Source organism: Klebsiella sp. A-Nf5, from assembly GCF_002810545.1.
In the GTDB taxonomy this organism is placed as follows: Bacteria; Pseudomonadota; Gammaproteobacteria; order Enterobacterales; family Enterobacteriaceae; genus Klebsiella; species Klebsiella variicola.
The window spans coordinates 131,924-153,762 of sequence record NZ_PIOG01000254.1 but is presented as its reverse complement, the minus strand read 5'-3'; the positions used below and the strand labels follow the sequence as shown (position 1 = coordinate 153,762).

The 21,839-nt window shown below is 56.2% G+C and carries 18 protein-coding genes; 9 read left to right on the top strand and 9 right to left on the bottom strand.

Annotated features, from left to right (window positions below; translation table 11 throughout):
- Window positions 1–47: 47 nt before the first annotated feature.
- Together CWM53_RS24090 and CWM53_RS24085 are read right to left on the bottom strand one after the other, a co-directional pair.
- Entirely contained in the window at window positions 48–1,997 is a 1,950-nt protein-coding gene (locus CWM53_RS24090; protein ID WP_100729717.1) for a glycoside hydrolase family 127 protein, read from the bottom strand.
- 9 nt (window positions 1,998–2,006) lie between these two features.
- Window positions 2,007–3,407 (bottom strand): MFS transporter, encoded by a 1,401-nt coding sequence (locus CWM53_RS24085; protein ID WP_100676487.1) that lies wholly within the window; start codon window positions 3,405–3,407, stop codon window positions 2,007–2,009.
- Window positions 3,408–3,658: 251 nt separating this feature from the next.
- Between CWM53_RS24085 and CWM53_RS24080 the strand changes: the two genes are divergently transcribed.
- The gene (locus CWM53_RS24080; RefSeq protein ID WP_100676488.1) at window positions 3,659–4,474 is read left to right on the top strand and encodes a helix-turn-helix domain-containing protein; all 816 of its coding nucleotides are present in this window, start codon (window positions 3,659–3,661) and stop codon (window positions 4,472–4,474) included.
- A gap of 110 nt (window positions 4,475–4,584) precedes the next feature.
- The gene (locus CWM53_RS24075; protein ID WP_100729718.1) at window positions 4,585–5,070 is read left to right on the top strand and encodes a 4Fe-4S dicluster domain-containing protein; all 486 of its coding nucleotides are present in this window, start codon (window positions 4,585–4,587) and stop codon (window positions 5,068–5,070) included.
- Window positions 5,071–5,112: 42 nt separating this feature from the next.
- On the opposite strand, the gene avtA is transcribed toward CWM53_RS24075, so the two are convergent.
- Window positions 5,113–6,369 (bottom strand): valine--pyruvate transaminase, encoded by a 1,257-nt coding sequence (avtA, locus tag CWM53_RS24070; protein ID WP_008806869.1) that lies wholly within the window; start codon window positions 6,367–6,369, stop codon window positions 5,113–5,115.
- A 168-nt stretch (window positions 6,370–6,537) separates the two neighbouring features.
- Window positions 6,538–8,571 carry an alpha-amylase gene (locus CWM53_RS24065; RefSeq protein ID WP_100630985.1) on the bottom strand — a complete coding sequence of 678 codons (2,034 nt, stop codon included), beginning with the start codon at window positions 8,569–8,571 and terminating at the stop codon, window positions 6,538–6,540.
- A 314-nt stretch (window positions 8,572–8,885) separates the two neighbouring features.
- Here CWM53_RS24065 and CWM53_RS24055 point away from each other — a divergent pair, with 314 nt between their 5' ends.
- A complete protein-coding gene (locus CWM53_RS24055; RefSeq protein ID WP_008806871.1) occupies window positions 8,886–9,704 on the top strand; it encodes a protein bax in 819 nt (272 codons plus the stop codon).
- 38 nt (window positions 9,705–9,742) lie between these two features.
- On the opposite strand, the gene xylR is transcribed toward CWM53_RS24055, so the two are convergent.
- The 4 genes from xylR to xylF all read right to left on the bottom strand — a co-directional run bounded on the left by xylR (window position 9,743) and on the right by xylF (window position 14,903).
- Window positions 9,743–10,921 (bottom strand): D-xylose utilization transcriptional activator XylR, encoded by a 1,179-nt coding sequence (gene xylR, locus CWM53_RS24050; protein WP_004145231.1) that lies wholly within the window; start codon window positions 10,919–10,921, stop codon window positions 9,743–9,745.
- A gap of 221 nt (window positions 10,922–11,142) precedes the next feature.
- On the bottom strand, window positions 11,143–12,324 hold the full coding sequence (xylH, locus tag CWM53_RS24045; protein WP_008806873.1) for a xylose ABC transporter permease XylH: 1,182 nt from the start codon (window positions 12,322–12,324) through the stop codon (window positions 11,143–11,145).
- Window positions 12,302–13,843 carry a xylose ABC transporter ATP-binding protein gene (locus CWM53_RS24040; RefSeq protein WP_100676491.1) on the bottom strand — a complete coding sequence of 514 codons (1,542 nt, stop codon included), beginning with the start codon at window positions 13,841–13,843 and terminating at the stop codon, window positions 12,302–12,304. Before CWM53_RS24040 ends, xylH begins: the two co-directional genes overlap by 23 nt.
- A gap of 64 nt (window positions 13,844–13,907) precedes the next feature.
- Window positions 13,908–14,903 (bottom strand): D-xylose ABC transporter substrate-binding protein, encoded by a 996-nt coding sequence (gene xylF / locus CWM53_RS24035; RefSeq protein ID WP_004210164.1) that lies wholly within the window; start codon window positions 14,901–14,903, stop codon window positions 13,908–13,910.
- Between the two features lie 506 nt (window positions 14,904–15,409).
- Between xylF and xylA the strand changes: the two genes are divergently transcribed.
- The 4 genes from xylA to yiaA all read left to right on the top strand — a co-directional run bounded on the left by xylA (window position 15,410) and on the right by yiaA (window position 19,297).
- Window positions 15,410–16,732, top strand: coding sequence for a xylose isomerase (gene xylA / locus CWM53_RS24025; protein WP_008806876.1), 1,323 nt, complete (start codon window positions 15,410–15,412; stop codon window positions 16,730–16,732).
- A gap of 92 nt (window positions 16,733–16,824) precedes the next feature.
- Window positions 16,825–18,279 carry a xylulokinase gene (xylB, locus tag CWM53_RS24020; RefSeq protein WP_100729719.1) on the top strand — a complete coding sequence of 485 codons (1,455 nt, stop codon included), beginning with the start codon at window positions 16,825–16,827 and terminating at the stop codon, window positions 18,277–18,279.
- 168 nt (window positions 18,280–18,447) lie between these two features.
- Window positions 18,448–18,819 (top strand): inner membrane protein YiaB, encoded by a 372-nt coding sequence (yiaB, locus tag CWM53_RS24015; RefSeq protein ID WP_100729720.1) that lies wholly within the window; start codon window positions 18,448–18,450, stop codon window positions 18,817–18,819.
- A 34-nt stretch (window positions 18,820–18,853) separates the two neighbouring features.
- Entirely contained in the window at window positions 18,854–19,297 is a 444-nt protein-coding gene (gene yiaA / locus CWM53_RS24010) for an inner membrane protein YiaA (RefSeq protein WP_100729721.1), read from the top strand.
- A 26-nt stretch (window positions 19,298–19,323) separates the two neighbouring features.
- Here yiaA and CWM53_RS24005 read toward each other — a convergent pair whose 3' ends face one another.
- A complete protein-coding gene (locus CWM53_RS24005) occupies window positions 19,324–20,319 on the bottom strand; it encodes an acyltransferase (protein WP_100729722.1) in 996 nt (331 codons plus the stop codon).
- A gap of 179 nt (window positions 20,320–20,498) precedes the next feature.
- On the opposite strand from CWM53_RS24005, the gene CWM53_RS24000 reads away from it, so the two are divergent.
- Together CWM53_RS24000 and glyQ are read left to right on the top strand one after the other, a co-directional pair.
- Window positions 20,499–20,798: a YsaB family lipoprotein gene (locus tag CWM53_RS24000; protein ID WP_165784251.1), complete on the top strand. Its 300-nt coding sequence runs from the start codon at window positions 20,499–20,501 to the stop codon at window positions 20,796–20,798.
- A gap of 127 nt (window positions 20,799–20,925) precedes the next feature.
- Window positions 20,926–21,837, top strand: coding sequence for a glycine--tRNA ligase subunit alpha (gene glyQ / locus CWM53_RS23990; RefSeq protein WP_004205014.1), 912 nt, complete (start codon window positions 20,926–20,928; stop codon window positions 21,835–21,837).
- Window positions 21,838–21,839 lie beyond the last annotated feature (2 nt).

Below are 21,839 nucleotides of genomic sequence, written 5' to 3'. Positions count from 1 at the left end.
GCGAACGCTGTGTTGCCGGGGAAGAGGAGGTCGCGCTGTGCCTGGCCTTATTCGGCTTCCCGCACCCAGATACGCATTTCGCCTTCTCCGCGGTTTGCCCAGCTAAACCAGGGAATAAAGGTCAGCGTCTGTGAATGGGGGGTGGCCAGAGGGTGATCGTAGCTCCAGAGCCGCTGCGTGTCGGCGTTTTCCGCATTTTTTCTGTAGCCTGGGGCCTGAATCAACATTTTGCGAGCAAACAGCCCCTTTCCTTCAAACACCGTGAACCTGGCATCGCGTGGCAGCAGCAGGTTATGCAGCGCTTCGCCGTTATCAGCTTGTTCGAGACAATAGACCAGTGGACCGCGCTGCAGCGCGACCTGGCCTGCCTGGTGACGAACAAGCGGATTGCCATATACCCGGCGAACCGGCATCGGCAAGGTAAGCATCAGGGTGTCGCCTTCCTGCCAGAGATGATGGATATGCAGATAGCCCTGGCGAATATCCTGCGTGACCGGCGCGCCGTTCAGGGTGATGTGCGGACCCTCGCACCAGTCAGGTAGACGCAGCGCCAGCGTATGGTTCACTGTTGACGGTGATTCGATGACAATTTTGACCTGTTCCTGCCAGGGATAGTCACCGCTGATACGCAGGCGTAAGGTCTTTTCCCCAACCGGGATCTCGACCTGATTGCCGACATAGAGATTGATATACAACGCCTCCTCGCGTGGCGTGTAGATATAATGCCCCAACGAGGTCAGGAGACGAGCGATATTCGGTGGGCAACAGGCACAGCCGAACCAACGCTGACGAACAGGCTTAACATGGTCATAAATATGATTGAATTTTAAAGCCTTAGGCTGCACTTCCAATGGGTTGACGTAAAAGAAATGTTTACCGTCCAGCGCCATACCGCCCAGAACGGTATTGTAAAGTGCGCGCTCCATCACATCAGCATATTGGCTGTCGGCTTCCAGTTCCAGCATGCGGCGCGCGAACATCATCAATCCGATAGAGGCGCAGCTTTCCGCATAAACGGTATCATTCGGCAGGTCGTAATCGCTGCTGAAGGCTTCCCCGCTGCTCTGTGAGCCAATGCCGCCCGTAATATACAACTGACGCTGGACCATGTTTTTCCATAACCGCAGGCAATCCTGGCGTTTGCCTTCATTCTTGCTCAGGCGCGCAAGGTGCGCTACGCCGGCCATTAAATAAACAAAGCGAACCGCGTGACCCACAGCGGTGGTCTGTTCGGCAAGCGGCAAATGCGCCTGGCTGTAGGGTTTATCCATCACCATCCACGCTGGCCCATAGGTATTCCAGAAGGAGGTTTCACCGCGTTTTTCATACTCGATGTCATAGAAATGCGGCTGTGTCCCACGCTGTTCAACGAAGTAACTAGCCAGCGCCATATAGCGTTGTTCCTGAGTCACATCGTACAAACGCATTAACGCCAGCTCTATTTCAGGGTGTCCCGGATAGCCGTGCAGCTGATTGTCGTCGGGACCAAACACGCTGTCGATATGATCGGCGAGGCGACATACCACCTCCAGCAGGCGGCGTTTACTGGTTGCCTGGAAGAATGCCACCCCAGCCTCAATCAGGTGACCGGCACAGTACAATTCATGGCATTCGGCGAGATTGGTCCAGCGTTCCCCGGGCGCTTTCACCGTAAAATAGGTATTCAGATAACCATCTTCACATTGCGCGGCGGCAATCAGCTCAATCACCTCGTCGGCGGTTTTTTCCAGTTCCGCATCTGGCTTCTGGCACAATGACCAGGCGACTGCCTCCAGCCATTTCGCCACATCGCTATCCTGGAACACCATTCCGTAGAATTCCCCTGCCTGCTGACCTGCGGCGATACGGAAGTTTTCTATCGCATGGCTGGGCTCAGCCTCGGCGATCCGGTCATTGAGGGCATCCCACTGGTAGGGAATAACGACATCACGCACCAGTTGCTGATACTGACCCAGAAACGGATCGTTAACTTTCAGTTTGTGCAGATCGACTTCCATGATTTCTCCTTAAGACTGAACGTGACGTGCGCGCAGATCGGCTGCAATGCGCGACATCATGGGATTGTTGAGCTTGCAGGCGCGGATAGCGAAGGCCAGCAACAGATGGAACAGCGCGGGCAGCAGGGTTTCCATCGCCGTGATCCCCAATAGTGAGGATGGAGTTTGGTTGCTGGCGCCGGGTTGATAAGCGACATAGATAAATACCAGGCTGATAATGCCCGCACTGGAGGCCCATGCCAGCTTGATAAAGAACAGGTTGAAAGCAAAGTTCATCCCCGACGAACGGACACCCGTCTTCCATTCGCCATAATCATCAGAGAAGGCCATCAACGAAAAATGCAGCGGCAGGGTAAAGCCCAGGATGATGCCATTGCCGAGAATGATCGCCAGCCACAGCGTTTGCCAGGACGGACCGGTTGGCAGGAACCACATCCCGACCGCCAGTAAGGCCAATACCACATTGGTGTAGTAATAGAGCTTGACGGTATCAACGTGGCGCGACAGCCAATTGACGATCGCGGCGCCCAGAATCGAGGAAAAGGTGACCATGGTGAAAAACAGTGATGTATAGCCAGTAGAGCCGCCCAGTACATAGGTAATGAAGTACATGTAGCCGCCACCGCGAATGTTAAACACGTTGATCAACAGGAATGACATCGCCAGCATGAGTAACAGCTGATCGTTTTTACGCAGACCGGCGATATGTTCGCGCAGGGTGAATTTGCCGAGCATCTCCAGGGAAACACGCTCACGTACCCAGAAAAAGCAGCACAAAAACATCACCGCCGCGATGGCGCACAGTACGCCGACACCATACTGATAACCTTGGGCGGTATTGCCCTGACCGAGCGCTTTTACCAGCCACGGCAGGCCCACGGAGACCAGGAATCCTGCCACGCCGCACAGTACAAAGCGCCATGCCTGGCAGGATATCACCTCGCTATGGCGAGAGGTCATCGTATTAATGAGTGCGCAGTAAGGGACGTTAATCGCGGTATAGCTGACGGAAAGCAGCAGGTAAGTGCCGAAGGCCCAGGCGATTTTTACCCCCATGCCGGCATCAGGCACGGTAAAAGTCAGCACCCCGATCGCTGCTATAGGAACCGCAATCCATAGCTGCCAGGGGCGAAAACGCCCCCATCGGCTTTGGGTCCGATCGGCGAGAACGCCCATGATTGGATCGGAAATAGCATCAAACACGCGTAGCGCAAGGAACAGAGTACCGACCAGCGCCGGGGTGAGCCCAAAGACGTCAGTATAGAAAAAAGTGAGAAAGTTCATGATCAGGCAGGTGATGACCGTTCCACCGGCGTCGCCCAGACCATAGCCTATTTTTTCACGGAGAGATAATTTGTCGTCCTGCACGTGCTTCGTGAGGTCGCTTGTCGTAATCGGAGCCGTAGTCATAAATAACTCCCGAAGATGATGTTCAGAATTATTCCGCTGTCTGACCGGCGGACATTTTTGGTGTTTTGCAAATACATTAATTATTTTGCACCGAATAAACGAGGCAACAAGGGAAGGGAAAGGTATAAAAAGAGAACGATTCCGACTTAGTCATAAAAGTGTGATTCCGATCCGGAATGACGTTAATTTATGATTAATAATCAGTTGGAAAGAGAAGTTTTATCGTTTCGTTAGCGGAAAATTAAATATATATGCTTGAATTATCCATGTCTCTTCCGATTTGCGTACAAAATGGCGGCTTATTTATTTCCCGTGGCGTCGGCAGCCATCCGGCTCGTAAACTGCAATCCTGGGAAATTATTTTTGTCGAAAAGGGGACGTTAACGATTTGCGAGGAGGGTAAAATATTTAACGTTAATGCAGGGGATAGTTTACTGCTGTGGCCAGAACGTTCTCATGTTGGGGTGGGGGAATTTCCCGCCGACCTGAAATTTTATTGGCTGCATTTTGAAGTACTGACGGACAGAGTCCGGTCTCTGCCGCCAGCGCTGCTTAACGTTCCGCAACATACCCGCGTCAGCGATCCACAATACATTATTTCGCTGTTTCGCCAGTTTCTTCGTGAACAGGAGAATATTCACCGCAGCCTGGCGCTGGAGCTCCTGTTATTGCTGATACTGCAGCAGATTGCCGCGGCGGCTAGCGAAAAATCGGACGACAGTCCCGGCGCTGCGCTGGCCTGGAAAGCGCAGCAGATCATCCATACCCGTTACCACTTGCCTGTTTCAGCATCGACGCTGGCGAAAGAGCTGCACTGTAATGCAGACTATTTAGGACGTGTGTATCGTCACGTTTTTCGCGTGACGTTGACCGAAGCGCTGCATCGTCAGCGGGTCAGAGCGGCGGAAAAGCTATTGATCAGTGATTCACTGTCGTTGACCGAAGTCGCGAGCCAGTGCGGCTTTAATGACGTCGGTTATTTTCGCAAGATATTTCGTAAGCACACCAGCCTTACGCCTGCAGCCTGGAAGCGCCGCTACTGTAAGGAGCACATTAATTCAGCGTAATGAAAAATCAGTTGTGCTAGTGACTAAAAATAGCGCTGATTCCATTCAGGATCAAAGCGCGGGCAGGGACTATTCTGGCACCTTGCGGTTTTATCCCCAGGGAGCAGAGGATGAACCAGTTTCTTATTGCCAATGCCCAGCGGTGTATTGGCTGTCGTACCTGTGAAGTGGCTTGTGCGGTGGCGCACCAGCAGGCGCAAGATGTCGCCGCCCTGTCGACGAACCATTTCGCGCCGCGTATCCGGGTGGTGAAAAGCGGTGACATATCGACGGCGACGGCGTGCCGGCAATGCGAGGATGCGCCCTGCGCCAGCGTTTGCCCGCAAGGGGCGATTCAGCGCGACAATGACGTCTGGTGGGTCGACCAGCGGCGCTGCATCGGCTGCAAAAGTTGCATGGTGGCCTGCCCGTACGGCGCGATGACCGTTACGGTAGTGAATCAGCAGGCGCAGGCGCTGAAATGCGATTTGTGCCATCACCGCGCTGAAGGACCAGCCTGCGTGGCCGCCTGCCCGACGCAGGCGCTGCGGGTGATGGTTCCCGCGGAGCTGGAAGCGCTATGCGCGCAAAAACGCCAGCGACTGGCGCTGGCGTGAGCGGGGTCGCTGACGGGCGTTACCCGCCCGCGGCGTCAGAGGCTATGCTTCCTGTTCGCGCCAGGCGAATTCAATCTCTTCGGCGAGAATTTTCACCCCGGCCTCAATTTTTTGCGGATCGGGCACATAGTTCATGCGCATACACTGGTGGGTGTGCGGCCACGGCTTATCCAGACCCGGGAAGAAGTAATCCCCTGGCACCATCAGCACGCCGCGCTTTTTCAGCCGCTGATACAGCAGCTCGGTGGAGACCGGCAGGTCCTTAAACCACAGCCAGAGGAAAATGGCCCCCTCCGGTTTGTGGATCAGGCAGCGCTCCTCCGGCAGATATCGGCGAATAATGGCGATGGTTTCCTGCACCCGCTGGTAATAGAAGGGCTTGATCACCGTCTCTGACAGACGCAGCAGATCCTGTCGTTTAATCATTTCGCACATCATTGCCGGCCCGATGCCGCCAGGGGCGAGGCTGATAATGCCGTTCATGTTGCTGATGGCGGTGATGATTTTCTCGTTGGCGATGATAATCCCGCAGCGGCTGCCCGGCAGGCCCAGTTTGGACAGGCTCATACACAGCACGATGTTTGGATTCCACAGCGGTCGGGCGTCGCTAAAGATAATGCCCGGGAACGGCACGCCGTAGGCGTTATCAATCACCAGCGGGACCCCGTGCTGATTCGCCAGCGCATCCAGTTTGATCAGCTCTTCATCAGTGATGACGTTGCCAGTCGGGTTGGTGGGACGCGAGACGCAGATCATCCCCGTCTCTTCCGTCACCTGCAGATGTTCAAAATCAACATGGTACTTAAACTGGCCTTCCGGCAGCAGTTCGATGTTCGGCCGGGTGGCAACGAACAGATCCTCTTCCAGACCGGCATCGGCGTAACCGATATATTCCGGCGTCAGTGGGAACAGTACCTTACGCGTGGTGCCATCTGCCCGACGGCCTGCAAACAGATTAAATAAGTAGAAAAATGCGCTCTGACTGCCGTTTGTTAGCGCAATATTCTGTGGTTCGATCTCCCAGCCCAGCTCGTCGCGCAGCATGTTCGCCAGCAGGCTCAGCAGCTCGCTTTTGCCCTGCGGCCCATCATAATTACAAAGCGCATCAAGGGCTTTGCCATTATCCAGCATGTCGGACAGCAGCTGCTGGAAGTAGTCATTCATTTCCGGGATCTGAGCGGGGTTGCCGCCGCCCAGCATAATAGCGCCCGGCGTGCGCAGACCGTCATTAAGGTCTTCCATCAAGCGGGTGATGCCTGAATGACGGGTGAATTTGTCGCCGAAAAGGGAAAATGTCATCGCGAATAGTCTATCGGTGGTTCTGGAAAGTGGCTAACCATAACGCCAGCGCTAGCGTGGTGCAAATCGGCGGGAGGAGGCGGCTTTTTATCTTTATCCTGTGAATTGCTATTTTGTTAGCGTTTTGTTCTGAATGGCTCCCCGCCAGGGCGGAGAGCCACCTGTGGATTACTGCTGCTGTCCGGCCCAGATGACCATCACTTTGTCTTCACCGCTCTCACGCACGAACCCGTAACCACGTGGCATCGACAGCGTTGTCTGTTTGCCCATGCCGATAGCCGGATGGCGAGCGCGGAACTGACCGATCTTCTGCCAGTGAGTGACGCTGCGGGCCGCCTTGCCATTAACATCCTGCCAGTTCATCTCCGAACGGGTGCCCTGCAGCGGGTCCGAGCCGGTGGGGCCGAACGGACGTGATGATTCGTCACCATAGAAAATCTGCACGGCGCCAGGGGCCAGCAGCAACAGCTCTGCCGCGGTGGTGCCGCCTTCGCGGAACAGGCGCGTATCGTGCGAGGAGAGGTAACTCAGGACGTTAAAGCTCTGCAGCTTGTCCGCCATTTGCTGCCAGGTGAGGTCAATATTGGTCATACAGGTAGCCGCTTTCGCCGCCTGGTCCTGGTAGTCGAAATTGATCATCGCATCAAAACCGTGGCGATAATAATCGCTCTGCATCACCCCATGTCCCCAGGCTTCGCCGGTCATCCAGAATGGCGAAGCATCCAGCGCTTTATCCGGATTGGCTTTCTTCCACTCCGCCAGCGCGGCGGTGGCCTGGGTTTTTAACTGCTGCCAGGCGTCCATCTCCACATGTTTGGCGGTATCGACGCGGAAGCCATCGATGCCGTAGTCGCGTACCCACTGGCTCAGCCAGTGCGTCAGGTAGTCGCGCGGCGTATAGCCCGGGATCGCTTTCGCTGCGGTGTCTGGTTTATGGCTATAGAAGTTCGGCAGACCTGAGGCTTCCTTCGATTCGGTTTTCAGGTCCGGCAGGAAGGCCAGCGACATGGTGAGATCGTCATAGCCTGGGTTGTCATAATCGCCGATATCGGTGCGGATCCACTTCTTGCCCCACCATTTCTCCCAGCCGGCTTTGTCGCTGAAGTTGATGTAGTCGTTAAAGCTGTGCCAGGTCTGGCCCGCGCCCGGTTTCCAGTCCGTCCAGCGCTCGCCGAGGGTTTTTTTCAGCTCATCGCCTTGCAGATACAGGGCGCCGAACTGGAACTCCTGCATGTCGGCCAGGGTGGCGTAACCGGTATGGTTCATCACCACGTCAAACAGGATGCGAATGCCGCGCTTATGCGCTTCATCCACCAGCCGGCGGAGATCCGCTTCGGTCCCCATGTTGGCGTCCAGTTTCGACCAGTCCTGGGTGTAATAGCCGTGGTAGGCGTAGTGAGGGAAATCGCCCTTCGTGCCGCCGCCGACCCAGCCGTGGATTTGCTCAAGCGGGGAGCTGATCCACAGGGCGTTAACCCCCATCTGCTGCAGATAATCCAGCTTGCTGGTTAATCCCTGCAGGTCGCCGCCGTGGAAGGTGCCGATCTCCTGCATGCCATCTTTGTGACGGCCATAGCTGTTGTCGTTGGCCGGGTTACCGTTTACAAAGCGATCGGTCAGGACGAAGTAGACAGTGGCGTTGTGCCAGTCAAACGGCGCCGGGGCGGCGGTCTCGGCACGCTCGAGCAGCAGCAGGCCATTGCTGCCGAAGGCGGGCTGCAGGGTGATTTTGCCGCCGCTGACGGTCGCGACATTGCCGCTGTAGAAATCGCGGACCTTGCTGCCCTCGGCGAAGGTTTTGCTGACGTCGATGGACAGCGGTTTTCCATCCCACTTCGGACACTGACGGATCTGCGGCGCCGCGGCGCTGGCCTCTTTTTCCTCCAGCGAAATCATCATTGTCGGTGTGCCGGAGCGGGTATCCACCTCCAGGGTATACAACCCCTGGCGGAAGATGCGCCATTGCGGCGGGGTGCCACGGCAGGGCTCCATGGACAGCATCTGGTTGAGCTTAATGCCGCCGGAAGGCTGCCAGCACTGCTGGTCAAAATTTAGCTGCAGAGGACGTGTACCCTTCTCAACCACTTTCTGGCTGATGAATCGGCCCGTCCCTTCTTCGGTAAAGGCAGGGAAGTCGGTGGTAGTCCAGGCGGCAAAGGCCATCCCAGGCACGAATAACGTGGCAAGCGCAGCGAGTTTCATTGCGGGATCCTGTGAGCGGTTTTTATCTAGTGTGCCTTGTTGCCGCACGGGTGAACTCCTCCTGGCGGGCGTTTTACCAGGAGGATGAAAAGGGGTGAGTGACACCGCTCAAAAAATAGGCTAAAAATGAGACGAAGCTAGCATTTTCGCACTGGCGATGCGGCGCAGAAACCGATTTCAGATGACACCAATTCGGAATTGGACTATTTCTGTTGATGCTCTCATTGCGTATTTTTGATACTATTAGCGATTCAGCTATCGTTTTTTTGTGAAAAACAAGGTGTTGGAATGCATATATCCGACCAGGAGACCTGATGATATCGAATCCCATACGACGATATGGGGCCGCCATACTTATGTTACTAACCTGTGTATTTTCAGGTAGTGTGTTGGCAACAACGCACACAGCAACAAAGAGTCATAAAGCCCCAACGGTTAAGAAGATCAGTAGTACTAAGGTAAGCAGTAAACAAGAGTATTCTCGCAATAGTGTAAAGAGCAGTTCACTTCCTGACTTGCGAAAATACCCTTCCGGAACACCAAGGAAAAAAGCGTTTCTCCGGACGGTCATGCCTTATATTACCAAGCAGAATCAGGCGATTACTGCGGATCGTAACTGGCTTGTTTCCAAGCAGTACGATGCTCGCTGGTCGCCGACTGAAAAGGCGCGCCTGAAAGATATCGCTGCCCGTTATAAGGTGAAGTGGTCAGGCAATACGCGTCATGTGCCCTGGAACGCGCTGCTTGAGCGTGTCGACATTATTCCGAACAGCATGGTGGCAACCATGGCGGCGGCGGAAAGTGGCTGGGGTACCTCCAAGCTGGCGCGTGAGAACAACAACCTGTTTGGCATGAAATGCGGCGCCGGTCGCTGCCGCGGAGCGATGAAAGGCTACTCGCAGTTCGAATCGGTGGAGCAGTCGGTGCAGGCTTACGTCACAAACCTGAACACCCACCCGGCCTATTCTTCATTCCGCAAATCGCGCCTGCAGCTGCGCAAGGCGGATCAGGAAGTGACGGCCAGCACCATGATTCATAAGCTGAAGGGTTATTCGACCAAAGGGTCGAGCTACAACAACTATCTCTTCGCGATGTATCAGGACAATCAGCGGCTCATCGCCGCCCATCTGTAATCCGGATGCCCGGCCTTGTCGCCGGGCATTTTTTTGCCCTACAGCATGACCTCGCTGTGCCGGTCACGGTACTCCTTCGGCGTCACGTCGTACTCCTTCTTAAACACCGAATAAAAATATTGCAGCGATGGGTAGCCGCACATTTGTGAAATCTCATTGATCGACAGGCTGGTGGACACCAGCAGGCTGCGCGCCTTTTCCAGTTTCTCGCTGTGGATCACCGTGTGGATGGTCTCTCCGACCTCCTCTTTGAAGCGTTTCTCCAGATTGGAGCGAGAGATGCCCACGGCGTCGAGCACCTGTTCCACTTTAATGCCTTTGCAGGCGTTGTTGCGAATGTAATGCATCGCCTGAATCACGGAAGGATCGTTTAAGGACCGGTAGTCGGTAGAGCGTCGCTCAACGACGCGCATCGGCGGGATCAGCTGGCGCTGCAGCGGGAGCGCCTCGTTATTCAGCAGCCGGTGGAGTAATTTTGCCGCCTGATAACCCATCTGGCGGGTGCCCTGGGCGACGGAGGAGAGGGCGACGCGAGAGAGGTAGCGGGTCAGCTCCTCGTTATCGATGCCAATAACGCACAGTTTTTCTGGCACCGGGATATGCAGCAGCTCGCAGGCCTGCAGGACGTGGCGGGCGCGGGCGTCGGTGACGGCGATAATGCCGGTTTGCGGCGGCAGGGTTTGCAGCCAGTCGGCGAGCCGGTTTTGCGCGTGCTGCCAGTTTTCCGGCGCCGTCTCCAGCCCCTGGTAGACCACGCCGCGATACTTCTCCTTCGCGACCAGCTGGCAGAAGGCATACTCGCGCTCTACCGCCCAGCGTTTACCGCTGGAGGTGGGGAGTCCGTAAAACGCGAAGCGGTGCACCCCTTTTTCCTTCAAATGGAGAAAGGCGCTTTCCACCAGCGCAGCGTTGTCCGTGGCAATATAGTGGACCGGCGGGTACTGCTCTGGCTGATGATAAGAGCCGCCGACGCCGACGATGGGCACGTGGACATCGGCCAGCAGCTTTTCAATTTCGGGATCGTCATAGTCGGCGATAACGCCATCGCCCAACCACTCTTTGATGTTTTCGATTCGTGCCCGAAAATCCTCTTCAATAAAGATATCCCACTCCAGCTGGGAGGCCTGCAGATACTCGCCGACGCCCTCAACCACCTGGCGGTCATAAGCTTTGTTGGCATTGAATAACAGCGTAATACGGTGACGCTTTTCAAACATAGATAATGTTCCTGCTCTAACCCCGGTCATACCCCTTCATTCTTGATGTTGCTGCGCACTCACCCCGGCCACGTACGCCGGTACGCGGCCCGGATGCGCCGTCTGCAACCCGAATGATGTTGGGTATACACTACCGGCTAATGCCCGAGATATTTCAAGCGCCTTGTGGCGAAGTTTGGCGGTAGCGCAAAGAATTCAGACATTCTTAAAAGAGTCTCTCCTTACGCGCGCCGCTTGGTGGCGGAATCCATCCACACCGCCAGCAGTAAAATGGCGCCTTTGACGATATATTGCCAGAAAGTGGCGACGTCCATCATGCTCATGCCGTTATCCAGGGCTGACATAATAAACGCCCCCATTACCGCTCCGGCGACGCTGCCGATGCCGCCCGCCAGGCTGGTGCCGCCGATGACGCAGGCGGCGATGGCGTCCAGTTCGGCGATGTTACCCGCCGAGGGCGACCCGGCGCCGAGGCGCGAGCTGAGGATCAGCCCGGCAATGGCGACCATCAGGCCGTTAATGGCAAACACCGCCAGCTTGGTACGCTCGACGTTGATCCCTGAGAGGCGGGCCGCCTCCAGGTTGCCGCCGATGGCATAGATGCGACGACCAAAGGCGGTGCGGGTGGCCATAAACAGGCCTGCCAGCAGCAGGGCTGCGAGGATCAGCACCGGGGTCGGCACGCCACGATAGTCATTGAGCAGCCAGATTGCGCCCAGCACAATCACCGCGGTAATGGCCTGACGGCCAACAGCGGCGGTGGAGGACGAGGTCGCCAGACCTAACGCCTGACGGCGCATCCGCCCGCGCCACTGCCAGACGATAAACGCCGCCATGCCGACCACGCCGATGCCAAATCCAATACCGTCTGGCAGATAGCTTTGGCCGATCTGCGCCATCGCCGGGCTGGTGGGCGAGACGGTGGTTCCGTTGGTGATGCCGATCAGAATGCCGCGAAACGCCAGCATCCCGGCGAGGGTGACGATAAACGAGGGAACCTTGCGATAGGCCACCCACCATCCGTTCCACGCACCGAGCAGCAGGCCCATCACCAGCGTTACCAGGATGGTGAGCGGCAGCGGCCAGCCGAGCCAGACGTCAAAGATTGCCGCGGCGCCGCCCAGCAGCCCCATCATCGAGCCGACGGACAGGTCGATTTCTGCCGAAATAATCACAAACACCATGCCAACGGCGAGGATGCCGGTGATGGCCGTCTGGCGCAGCAGGTTGGAGATATTGCGTGCGCTCAGGTAGGCGCCATCGGTAACCCAGGTGAAAAACAGCATAATGACGACGATGGCGGCGATCATCACAAAGACCTGGAGATTCAGCCCCTTCAGCGCCGGCAAGGCGGCGGGGGCAGTTGGGGTGAGTTTGATTTCAGACGACGTGTTCTTCGACATGGCGTTCGCTCCTCAGCGCGGCTTCCATCACCTGTTCCTGGGTCAGATGTTGATTAACCAAATTGGCTTTTAGTCTGCCTTCGTGCATGACCAGCACCCGATCGCTGAGACCGAGCACCTCGGGCAGTTCTGATGAAATGACAATGACCGCGATGCCCTGCTGCACCAGCTGGTTAATCAGTTTATAAATTTCATACTTCGCCCCGATATCGATACCACGGGTGGGTTCGTCGAGGATCAGAATGCGCGGATTGAGCAGCAGACAGCGCGCCAGAATCGCCTTTTGCTGGTTGCCGCCGCTCAGGCGGCCAATCGCCAGCTCCGGCGAGGAGGTTTTAATTTTCAAACGCTGAATGGACTGCTGAATGCAGTGTTGCTCGGCGGCGTCGTCCAGGCTGCTCATCGCGCCGGTGAACTGGTTGAGCGCCGCCAGGGTAATATTTTTGCCCACCGCCATCACCGGCACGATGCCGTCTTTTTTGCGGTCTTCCGGCACCATGGCGATGCCGTGGGCAATGGCCTGCTGGCAGTGAGTGATGCTCACCGGCTGGCCATCAATAAAGATCTCCCCTTGCCAGCGCCCCGGCCAGACGCCGAACAGGCACTGTACCGCCTCGGTACGTCCGGCGCCGACCAGCCCGGCGATGCCGAGGATTTCCCCGCGACGCAGGGAAAACGAGACGTCATTGACGCGTTTAATATGACGGTTAACCGGGTGCCAGGCGGTTAAATGTTCGACCCGCAGGATCTCCTCGCCGTGGGCGTGCGGCTCGCTGGGATAGAGTGCGGTAAGCTCGCGGCCGACCATCATGGTGATGATATCGTCTTCGCTCATGCCGCTGGCGTCGCGGGTGCCGATGTGCTGGCCATCGCGGATCACGCAGATCGTGTCGGAGATCGCTTTGACCTCATTGAGCTTGTGAGAAATATAAATGCAGGCGATACCGTGGTTTTGCAGATCGCGAATGATCGTCAGCAGCGTCGCGGTCTCTTGTTCGGTTAAGGAAGCGGTCGGTTCGTCGAGGATCAGCAGACGAACCTGTTTGTTCAGCGCCTTGGCGATCTCCACCAGCTGCTGCTGACCAAGGCCGAGGTCGCCGACGCGGGTGTCGGGCGAAATGGGCAGATTGACCTGCGCCAACAGCTTCTGACAGCGCAGCGTCATGGTTTCATAATCCAGCAGACCGTGGCGGGAGATCTCGGCGCCGAGGAAAATATTCTCCAGCACGGTGAGATGTTTCACCAGCGCCAGCTCCTGGTGAATAATGGCGATGCCTTTGCGTTCGGTATCGCGAATATGGTTTGCCTGCAGCGTTTCGCCGGCAAAAATAATCTCGCCCTCATAGCTTCCGTGCGGATAGATACCGCACAGCACCTTCATCAGCGTCGATTTCCCCGACCCATTTTCACCGCATAACGAGACCACTTCGCCAGCGTTCAGACGCAGGCTGACGTTATCCACGGCTTTAACGGCGCCGAAGGTTTTGGTGATGTTCTTCATTTCGAGTAGCCAGGCCATAAAGACTCCGCAAAAGTGATATCCGGCGGGATGAAAATGACGCCCCGCAGCGGGGCGTCAGCCATTACAGTTCACTCTTTTTATGGAAACCGTCTTTAATAACCGTGGCGTCGATATTCTCTTTATTCACCTCAATGGGCGTTAACAGGCGCGAAGGGACATCTTTTAAGCCGTTATTCAGCGTGGTATCGGCCTTCGGCTGCTTATCATTGCCCAGCTCAACGGCGATTTCGGCGGCGTTGGTGGCCAGGGTGGTAATCGGTTTATAGACGGTCATTGTCTGGGTACCGGAAATAATGCGCTTCACGCCCGCCAGATCAGCATCCTGACCGGAGATCGCCACTTTGCCGGCCAGCCCCTGGGCGGTTAAGGCCTGGATAGCGCCGCCGGCCGTAGCGTCATTGGAGGCGACCACGGCATCGATCTTGTTATTATTCGCCGTCAGCGCGTTTTCCATTATTTTCAGCGCGTTCTCCGGCAGCCAGCCGTCAACCCACTGATCGCCGACAATCTTAATTTTTCCTTCATCCACATACGGCTTGAGGACTTTCATTTGCCCGGCGCGGAAAAGTTTGGCGTTATTATCCACCGGCGAGCCGCCCATCAGGAAATAATTACCCTGCGGCACTTTGTCGACCAGACTTTGCGCCTGCATTTCACCAACTTTTTCATTGTCGAAAGAAATATAAAAATCAATGTCAGCATTATTAATCATACGGTCATAGGCCAGGACTTTAATACCTTCCTGCTTGGCTTCTTTAATGACGTTGCTGAGCACCTGACCGTTATAAGGAATAATGACTAACACATCGACGCCGCGGTTGATCATATTTTCAATTTGCGACATCTGCGTTTCTTCATTGCCATTGGCGGACTGGACAAAAACTTTGGCGCCTAAGGATTCTGCTTTATTGACGAAAATATCACGGTCTTTCTGCCAGCGCTCCAGACGCAGATCGTCGATGGCCATGCCAATCTTCACTTCTTTCGCCATCCCCGCCATGCTGGCGAGGAGGAGGGAGCTGGCGCAAAGTGTAAGGCAAAGGTTCTTTATCTTCATAATAACGATACCTTTTTTGTAAGGGTAGGTAAGACGAACGGAAAAATAATGTTTGATACATGAGGTTGCGGATACGTTACAGATTCTTAACGCGGAAAGCAGGGCTGGCAATTACCGGTTCTTATTTTGCCGTTATGAAATTTCGTTTAATGTGCAAATTATGACGGCGATCGTATTTTATTCATGCACACTCTTATTATTGCACTGGACTTGTCCGACAAGGCGCGGAGAAGGAGGAAGTATATTATTTTTTGCGAGCTGGCGCACGTTTGTGGATTCTCTCAATGGCGGTGTGAAATAACGTAATTGAGGAGATGGAAAGTGAAATTCTATATTGGCTTAAACCCGTCATACTTCAAGTTGTAGGTGGGTTGGTGACATTCGTTGCTCCGACCTCTTGCTGGTGCCAGCGCCTGGAGGTTCACGCTCTTGCCGCCTTCCTGCAACTCGAATTATTTAGGGTATCTGATTGGTTATTCGCCGCATCTCTGAATATGGAGTTCTCTATGCAGACCTATTTCGATCAACTCGATCGCGTTCGTTACGAAGGCCCGAAATCCACTAACCCGTTGGCTTTCCGTCACTACAACCCGGATGAACTGGTGCTGGGCAAACGGATGGAAGATCATCTGCGTTTTGCGGCCTGTTACTGGCATACCTTCTGCTGGAATGGCGCCGATATGTTTGGCGTGGGCTCCTTTGACCGTCCATGGCAGCAGCCTGGCGACGCCCTGGAGATGGCCAAACGTAAAGCCGATGTGGCGTTTGAATTCTTCCACAAACTCAATGTGCCTTACTACTGCTTCCACGATGTCGATGTCTCGCCGGAAGGCGCCTCGCTGCAGGAGTACAGCAATAACTTCGCCCGGATGGTCGAGGTGCTGGCAGAGAAACAGCAGCAGAGCGGCGTGAAGCTTCTGTGGGGGACCGCAAACTGCTTTACCAACCCGCGCTACGGCGCCGGCGCGGCCACCAACCCGGATCCGGAAGTGTTTAGCTGGGCGGCCACCCAGGTGGTCACCGCGATGAATGCTACTCATCAGCTGGGAGGCGAAAACTATGTGCTGTGGGGCGGTCGCGAGGGCTATGAAACCCTGCTGAATACCGACCTGCGTCAGGAGCGTGAACAGATTGGCCGCTTCATGCAACTGGTGGTGGAGCATAAGCATAAAATTGGTTTTAAAGGCACGCTGCTGATTGAGCCCAAACCGCAGGAACCGACCAAGCATCAGTATGACTATGATGCCTCTACCGTTTACGGCTTCCTCAAACAGTTTGGTCTGGAAAAAGAGATTAAACTGAATATTGAAGCTAACCATGCCACGCTCGCCGGCCATTCGTTCCATCATGAAATCGCGACGGCCATTGCGCTGGGGCTGTTCGGCTCCGTCGACGCCAACCGCGGCGATCCGCAGTTGGGTTGGGATACCGACCAGTTCCCGAACAGCGTCGAAGAGAACGCGCTGGTGATGTATGAAATTCTCAAAGCGGGCGGCTTCACCACCGGCGGTCTCAACTTTGATGCGAAAGTGCGCCGGCAGAGCACCGACAAATACGATCTGTTCTATGGCCATATCGGCGCGATGGATACCATGGCGCTGTCGCTGAAAGTTGCGGCGCGGATGATTGAGGACGGTGAGCTGGATAAACGCGTGGCCAGACGCTACGCCGGCTGGAACGGTGAGCTGGGGCAGCAGATCCTTAACGGGCAGATGACCCTGAGCGACATTGCCCAGTATGCCACTCAGCATCAGCTGGCGCCGCAGCATCGCAGCGGCCAGCAGGAACAACTGGAAAACCTGGTCAACCATTATCTGTTTGATAAGTAATCATGCGGCGGCGCCCGGCGTGACCGGCGTCGCAACCAGGATGCTCTGTTCGCGCCACGCTCAGCCGTGGCGCGCGTTTAAGGAGAGGTAGTATGTATATCGGCATCGATCTGGGAACATCGGGCGTCAAAGCCATTCTGCTCAATGAGCAGGGTGAGGTAGTGGCATCGCATACCGAAAAACTCACCGTCTCGCGTCCGCATCCGCTGTGGTCGGAGCAAGATCCCGAACAGTGGTGGCTGGCGACAGACACGGCGATGAAAGCCCTGGGCGCGCAGCATAGCCTGCGCGACGTGAAGGTGCTGGGGATCGCCGGGCAGATGCACGGCGCCACGTTGCTGGATAAATCGTTACAGGTGCTGCGTCCGGCCATTTTATGGAATGACGGCCGCTGCGCCGAAGAGTGCCAGCTGCTGGAGGAAAAAGTCAGCGCTTCCCGGCAGATCACCGGCAACCTGATGATGCCGGGCTTTACGGCGCCGAAGTTACTGTGGGTGCAGCGCCACGAGGCGGCGGTGTTCAACCAGGTCGATAAAGTGCTGCTGCCGAAGGATTATCTGCGCCTGCGCATGACCGGCGAGCTCGCCAGCGACATGTCTGACGCCGCTGGTACGATGTGGCTGGACGTCGCCCGCCGTGACTGGAGCGATGAGATGCTCGCCGCCTGCGATCTCAGTCGGGACGCGATGCCAGCGCTGTTTGAAGGCAGCGATGTCACCGGGCAACTGCGTCCTGAGGTGGCGAAGGCGTGGAATATGCCGCAGGCGCTGGTGGTGGGCGGCGGTGGCGACAATGCCGCGGGCGCGGTTGGGGTCGGAATGGCCGATGCCGGCCAGGCAATGCTGTCGCTGGGCACCTCAGGCGTTTATTTCGCGGTCAGCGAAGGGTTCCTCAGCAAACCCGAAAGCGCGGTGCACAGCTTCTGCCACGCGCTGCCGGGCCGCTGGCATCTGATGTCGGTGATGCTCAGCGCGGCCTCCTGTCTCGACTGGGCGGCGAAATTAACCGGCCTGGCCAGCGTGCCGGCACTGATCGCGGCGGCACAGACGGCGGATGAAAGCGTCGGTCCGGTGTGGTTCCTGCCCTATCTGTCGGGCGAACGCACGCCGCACAACAACCCGCAGGCCAAGGGCGTCTTTTTTGGCCTGACACATCAGCATGGGCCGGCAGAGCTGGCGCGGGCGGTGCTGGAAGGGGTGGGCTATGCGCTGGCGGATGGCATGGACGTGGTACACGCCTGCGGCATCAAGCCGCAGAGCATCACGCTTATCGGCGGCGGGGCGCGCAGCGCTTACTGGCGGCAAATGCTGGCGGATATTAGCGGCCTGCAGCTCGATTACCGTACCGGGGGCGATGTCGGCCCGGCGCTGGGGGCGGCCCGGCTGGCGCAGCTGGCGGTTCACGACGAGGCAGACCGCGCCGGGCTGCTGAAGCCGCTACCGCTTGAACAAGCCCATCGCCCGGACGATCGCCGTGTGGCCCACTATGCGCCACAGCGGGAAACCTTCCGTCAGATTTATCAGCAACTGAAACCGCTGATGTCTTAGCCTCAGTCCGTCCGGCAGCGCCGGGCGGATTCCCTCCCTGAATGTCCCGACTACATCCATCCCAAAAAGCGTATTTGTTTATTCCGAAATCTCCGCTTTGCCGTGCATAACCTGCGGCATCGTCGGGTGACTCGGTCATAATCAGCCCGTGTCGACCAGGGAGGTGAGATGAACACAAAACGCAATATTGCCAGGGTGATGATGGCCGCAGGATCGCTGGTTTATCTACTCGGTATCTGGCGAACCTGCCCGTTGTTTAGCGGTAAAGGTTATTTTCTCGGCGTACTGGTGATGGGGATGTTTGCCGTCCTCGCCCATCAGCGCGCCAGCCAGTGGCAGGAACAGGACGACGGCTTTATTGCCTTATGTCGGCTGGTGCTGCTGCTATCGGTCGGCCTGCTGCTGGTCGGCGCCTGGTATGTACCGGCAGACTGGTATGAAAAAGCCGTCTATATCGCGGCATGGTTTGTCTGCTTATATGGCGCATCGGCAACCCCCGAACGGACCCGCGTCGCCCGCGCGATGCAAAAAACGGAATAAGCGCCGCCCCGAGGCGCGTAAAAGGTAAAAAGTAATGGAAAACAAGCACGCGACGTATTCTCCTGCGTTTCATTTGATCTCCTGGATTGCCCTGATCGGCGGCATCGTCACTTATCTGGTGGGACTGTGGAATGCCGATATGCAGTTGAATGAGAAAGGTTATTATTTTGCCGTCCTGGTACTGGGGCTGTTTGCCGCGGCATCTTATCAAAAGACGGTGCGCGATAAGTATGAAGCCATTCCGACCACCGCGCTGTACTACACCACCTGTTTGGTGGTCTTCGTTATCGCTGTTGGCCTGCTGGTTATCGGACTGTGGAATGCCACTTTGCTGCTCAGCGAGAAAGGGTTCTATGGGCTGGCGTACTTTTTGAGCCTGTTTGGCGCTGTTGCGGTGCAGAAAAACGTGCGTGATGCCTGGGACCCGACGCATTTACGGGAACCTCTCAGCGTGACGGAAGAGGGGCCAGAGTCGTAAGTCGGGCCCCTCTGGACGGCGGGCCGTTAGCTGACCAGCCGGCGGCTATCAACCCGCTGCACCAGGCCTGACAGCATCAGGCTGCCAAGCAGAGCGGCGCTAAAAATCCACACAATGTCCAGCAGCGGCCAGCGGGTCAGTTCCAGATGGCTGGCGCGCAGCGCATGCACTATCAGGGCATGGAATCCGTAGATCCCCAGCGAATGTCGCGCAATGCAGGCGATACCGGGCAGGGGACGCGCGTTAAGCCAGTTTTTGGCCAGCGTCAGCAGGGCGACCGCGCAAACGAACACCGCCGGTCCGCAGTAGAGATACCAGGTGTCGCCGAAGTCTCCACGCCAGCGCAGCTCATGCAACGTTCCGCGTGAAATGGCCCACACGGCGGCGATGAACAGCGCGGCGCAGAGCGGGGTCAGCCATTTTTTATCGGTGTCCAGGGTGCCAATGGCTCTGCCCAGCACGCCATAGAGCACGTAGTAGAAGGTGTCGCCGTTGATATAGAGATTGACTGGCAGCCACTCAATCCCGGCGGCTTTGACGCTGACCATATTGGGGTTGGCCAGAATACCGAGGATTGCCATCAGCGCCAGCAGCATTTTACCGCTGACGGACTTAACCTGAATCAGCGGCGAGAGCAGGTAGATGACGGTGATAGCAAAGAAAAACCACAGGTGGTAGAAGACGGGCTTCTGCAGCAAATTCTTTAACGATAGCTCGACGTTGATATGGGTAAACAGCGCGATATACAGCAGAGACAGCGCGCTATAGAACGCAATGCACAGGCCAATCCGCCAGAAATGGCGCGGCTGGGCGCTACGTTCCCCGAAAAACAGGTATCCCGAGATCATAAAAAACAGCGGCACGCTGACGCGGGAGGCGGAATTGAGCAGATTGGCGATGTCCCATTCCATAAGGGTAATTGCATGCGGATGAGTGATATACCAGCTGGTACTGTGGATCATCACCACCATCATGCAGGCGATACCGCGCAGGTTGGTGATCCAGTGTATCTTTTCTTGCATCAGTCCCTCAAAGTCTGCTGGCGAAATAAGGTCTGACCCGCCTTATGCCCCGGTGTCGCAATAGATTAGTCTGAGTTTTCGATCACAGACTTGTCGTGGTTTCATGATATTCGCAAAATACCTGTAATACTGAATCTTTACGATAACAACTTGCTAACAAGGCGGTGGAGGAGTACGTGGTGAAAGGTGTTGTTTCCGTTATGCTGGCGCTACTCCTCGCGGGTTGTAGCGAGACCATATCTCCGCCGGCGCAAAAAGCGCAGCGTGCGCGCATTACGCCGCAAACCACGCTCAATATGGCGCAGCTTTGCAAGGATCAGGCCGCTATCCGCTACAACACGCAAACGCAGCTCGTTGACGTGAACCATTTTGAACAATTCCAGGCGAGCTACGAGCTTTCGGGCCGGACCGGCAAGAATGAGCGTTTCATCTGTTCCTTTGACCCGGACGGCCAGTTTATGCATCTTTCGATGCGCTGAATCGACCCCGGCTGGCGTAAATTTCGTCCGTTTTCCTGAAACAACGCCGTTTCGTACTGTATATCTCGCAGCCAGCGGGTATACTGACTCCTTCCTTTAAATCCACACGTATCCAGCACGAAATCATATGCAAAAGTTTGATACCAGGACCTTCCAGGGCCTGATCCTGACCTTACAGGATTACTGGGCTCGTCAGGGCTGCACCATTGTTCAACCACTGGACATGGAAGTCGGCGCCGGCACCTCTCACCCGATGACCTGCCTGCGCGCGTTAGGGCCGGAGCCAATGGCGACCGCCTACGTGCAGCCTTCCCGTCGTCCAACCGATGGCCGCTATGGCGAAAACCCGAACCGTTTACAGCACTACTATCAGTTCCAGGTGGTGATTAAGCCCTCTCCGGATAACATTCAGGAGCTGTACCTCGGATCGCTGAAAGAGCTGGGTATGGACCCGACCATTCACGATATTCGTTTTGTCGAAGACAACTGGGAAAACCCGACGCTGGGTGCCTGGGGTCTGGGCTGGGAAGTGTGGCTCAACGGCATGGAAGTGACGCAGTTCACCTACTTCCAGCAGGTGGGCGGCCTTGAGTGTAAGCCGGTGACTGGCGAGATCACCTACGGTCTGGAGCGTCTGGCGATGTATATCCAGGGCGTGGACAGCGTTTATGACCTGGTCTGGAGTGATGGCCCGCTGGGTAAAACCACTTACGGCGACGTGTTCCACCAGAATGAAGTGGAGCAGTCCACCTACAACTTCGAATACGCCGACGTCGACTTCCTGTTCTCCTGCTTCGAGCAGTATGAGAAAGAGGCCCAGCAGCTGCTGGCGCTGGAGACCCCGCTGCCGCTGCCGGCCTATGAACGTATTCTGAAAGCGGCTCACAGCTTTAACCTGCTGGATGCGCGTAAAGCCATCTCCGTCACCGAGCGTCAGCGCTATATTCTGCGCATTCGCACCCTGACTAAAGCAGTGGCGGAAGCGTACTACGCTTCCCGTGAAGCGCTCGGCTTCCCGATGTGCAACAAGAATAAATAAGA